3 protein-coding genes are annotated in these 3,065 nt (G+C 34.2%); all 3 read right to left on the bottom strand.

Going from position 1 to position 3,065, the window contains the following annotated elements:
- Window positions 1-82: 82 nt before the first annotated feature.
- The 3 genes from HJC33_RS00030 to HJC33_RS00020 all read right to left on the bottom strand — a co-directional run bounded on the left by HJC33_RS00030 (window position 83) and on the right by HJC33_RS00020 (window position 2,870).
- The gene (locus HJC33_RS00030; RefSeq protein WP_216366617.1) at window positions 83-1,129 is read right to left on the bottom strand and encodes an alpha/beta hydrolase family protein; all 1,047 of its coding nucleotides are present in this window, start codon (window positions 1,127-1,129) and stop codon (window positions 83-85) included.
- Between the two features lie 167 nt (window positions 1,130-1,296).
- Window positions 1,297-2,262, bottom strand: a complete 966-nt coding sequence (locus tag HJC33_RS00025; protein ID WP_171656745.1) for an SRPBCC family protein — start codon at window positions 2,260-2,262, stop codon at window positions 1,297-1,299.
- Between the two features lie 152 nt (window positions 2,263-2,414).
- Window positions 2,415-2,870, bottom strand: a complete 456-nt coding sequence (locus HJC33_RS00020) for an SMI1/KNR4 family protein (protein WP_171656744.1) — start codon at window positions 2,868-2,870, stop codon at window positions 2,415-2,417.
- Window positions 2,871-3,065: the final 195 nt, after the last annotated feature.

Here is a 3,065-nt window from a genome sequence, read left to right as displayed (position 1 = left end):
AGGTTTGCCCTATGATGAAAATTATGTGTCCAAATTAAACTAAAAGAACTTGTTTTTTAACTCAGTTCTTTGTTGTACGCAGTTATTTTTTCAATTCATATAAATAATCCGCAGCAGCTTTACTCATTTCTCTATAATCGTGCCCGACATTTGGAATAATTTCTAATTTCCAATTGAATTCAGAGTTTAATTCCGATGCGATTTTCTTTGATTCATTATAAAAATATGTTCCTCTTTCCAGTCTATGAAGACCTTGTTTGTCAACTTCTGGTGAGTGTCTTAAATCTCCTCTCGTTTCATTGGCATCGTCTTTTTCTCCAAGAAACAAGACAAGGTTTTTACTGAAATCTATTTCCTTTTCTAACAGATAACTGTCTTTTAAACCAGTTGGAAAATCTTCTCTATCTGTCGGAACAGTGTACCAACCAGAATTTGATGATAAAATTCTATTAGCTTTATTATCTGACTTAAAAATTGCAAGACGATGTAGAATTTGTCCACCAGCAGAATGCCCGAACAAATCGTAAGTATCTGTTTTAAGATTAAGTTTTTCTTTTGTTAAATGGAAAATTCGGTCAAAATCGTTGTAAATCCATTTATTTGGGTTCTTGCTAATTTTAAAACCAGTCATAGCTGTTCTATCCTCATTTATTTCCACATCTGTAATCATTCCTGCCAAATTGTAACTCCAAAATTCAGGATAATATCTTTCAGAGTATTCGGGTGATAGAACAAGAACATTGTATTTTTCTGCTTTTTCAATCCAAGCGTCTCGATATTCATCTCCATTTCGCCCAGCTCCTGGCAATATAATCACAACTGGCGATTCGGATTTCAGATTCCTTGGTTTATAGTAATGAATGATTATTTGTTTTTCTTCTTGAAAGCCTCCATCAATTAAAAATTTCCCACTTCCGTCCTGAATCTTAATTTCATTTAAGATTAGTTCCTTTTCAGGAATTAAATCACTTTTTTTAATAAGGTTCATTTTACAGCGTGGACAAATTCCAGATTCGTTAAAAGTCAATTCGTCACAAGGTAAATCACAAGGCTTACAAACATATTCTCCCGTTTTATTTTGACAAGCAAGTGTCAATAAAATTAGGATGAATAAAAATTTTGATTTCATAATTGATTGATGTTTGTTCTAATTGCGTACAACGGTCTCGTATAACCGTCAGTTACGGGTTAATATGCGTTAATTTTCGGTTTAGCACAGACTTTCGCAATTCCGAGTGGATTCGGAAGTAGTCGAATCCGCCGTAATTGCGGTTATACATTGTTGCCACCAGTTTTTTATTCATTTTCAGACCTTTTTTTCTCCACTTGTAAAATGTTATTTTGAATATCTTTCATTATCCATTTCCCCCACCAACCTGCATAAAAATTGAAAGTTGTGTTCATTTTAAAGTGGCTATATAAATGTAAACGATTCAGTCCATTTGGTAGTTTTTCAAGTTCGTACGTTCCATTCAAAACGTCAAAATAGTCTCCGCCAATTACTACGTGTTCATCCAAAGTGGTTGATGGAATTTCGTGTGGATATGCTTTTATTGTGAAAACCATTTTTTCATTGTCTTTGTATTCCGTTACCGTTTCGTGGAAAACGAGTCCTTTTGTGAAAATGGCTTCTCTATATGCTCCAACACCTTCAAAGTTCAGTTCCGCTTTTACAGGTCTCGGAAATCCAAGCATTCTTGTTAAATATCCTTTGTCTTGTTCAACTGAAATTTCTTTTACACGAGTTACATTATCCCAAATTTTTTCTGTTGGTGCGTTAATATCAATGTAAGTATAGACTTTATAAGTTCCAGGGATTGTTTTAATTAAACTTTCGATTGGTCCGATTAAAAATGGTAATAGAATTAATAAAGAAATATTTAGTTGGTCGTTTTTTCTGTGAGTTTTTAAGTATCCACCAAATATTCCGCCAATTGATGCAGTTAGTAAGAAAACGGGTAAAATCATTATCCAACAAGCCCAACCTTCAATTCCCCAAGCTAAAGTCAGAATTAAGAATAAGAATACTGGAATCCAAGGTGTAAATATTCTATATGTGATACTCTTTGCTTTTTCTCTACTTGATAAATAAACTGTCAGAGCTCCAATTATTGTCGGAAGTATGAACAAGAATGTTACTGACATAACTTGAAAAAAGTCATCCCAAGTTTTCAATTTCATTCCAAATGTAATTCGGACGAGAATTGCATAAACAACCGGAATTCCAATTGCAATTAAGGTTTTTTTAATTTTTTCATTCATTTTTCAAATTGGTGGCAACGGTTATGTGTATGATTAGTTGCGGACTTTTCCAACGGAAAATGTCCGCCTGTACCGAAGATAGTTAATTGCAAGGATTTCCATTTTGGGAAATCCGCCCGCAATTAATTATACACCGTGTTGTACGCAGTTTTTTAGTATTCGTCAAGCATTGTTTTGTCCAACCATTCAATAAAATTTTTCCATTTATAATTTGGGTCAGATTCAATTCCATTTGAATTGTGGTCAAAAATCACAACGGGAAATTCAGATTCATCACTTCTGCTGTCAAAACACCAAAAGTCACCGTTGTCTTTCCTAAAAGGCGTTAGATATTCGGGATATTCCAATTCCTTGAAGTCTTTCAAAATCCCTTCCAAGTTCGCATACGGCTCAAGTCCTTTATTCGCAAATCCGAAACCGTCAAATGCGAAATCCCCAATTGGAACTTCTCTGTAATATTTTAGTTGAAAGTCAACAAACGATTTAGGAAACTTACAGTTATATTTCCGAATCATCTCGTCCAAATCCGTTTCGTTTGGTTCAGGCCAATGCGATGGAAAAGCAGGTCCTCGGTTTGGATATTTTTCTTTTAATTCTTGAAATGTCATTTAGGTCAAAATTGCGTACAACGGTTACGGCTATGATTTCGTTGTGGAATCATCCACAGGATTATTCCGTCGAAATCCAGCAGTTTGATTTATACTTTTATTTTGGTGTGGCACAAAACCACAATGAATTATAGCCAACTTAAGTTTGATTCTGATTAGATTGTATTTATAAACCAGAAAGAACAAAAGAGAGGA

The organism is Flagellimonas amphidinii (assembly GCF_013090115.1).
Taxonomy (GTDB): Bacteria; Bacteroidota; Bacteroidia; order Flavobacteriales; family Flavobacteriaceae; genus Flagellimonas; species Flagellimonas amphidinii.
The sequence above is the reverse complement of the archived record's forward strand: the minus strand, read 5'-3'. Positions and strand labels throughout refer to the sequence as shown.

What these genes read in the sequence shown, in the direction of transcription:
- HJC33_RS00020 (WP_171656744.1), bottom strand. Translation starts at nt 2,870, where the DNA reads ATGACATTTCAAGAATTAAAAGAAAAATATCCAAACCGAGGACCTGCT.
- HJC33_RS00030 (WP_216366617.1), bottom strand. Translation starts at nt 1,129, where the DNA reads ATGAAATCAAAATTTTTATTCATCCTAATTTTATTGACACTTGCTTGT.
- HJC33_RS00025 (WP_171656745.1), bottom strand. Translation starts at nt 2,262, where the DNA reads ATGAATGAAAAAATTAAAAAAACCTTAATTGCAATTGGAATTCCGGTT.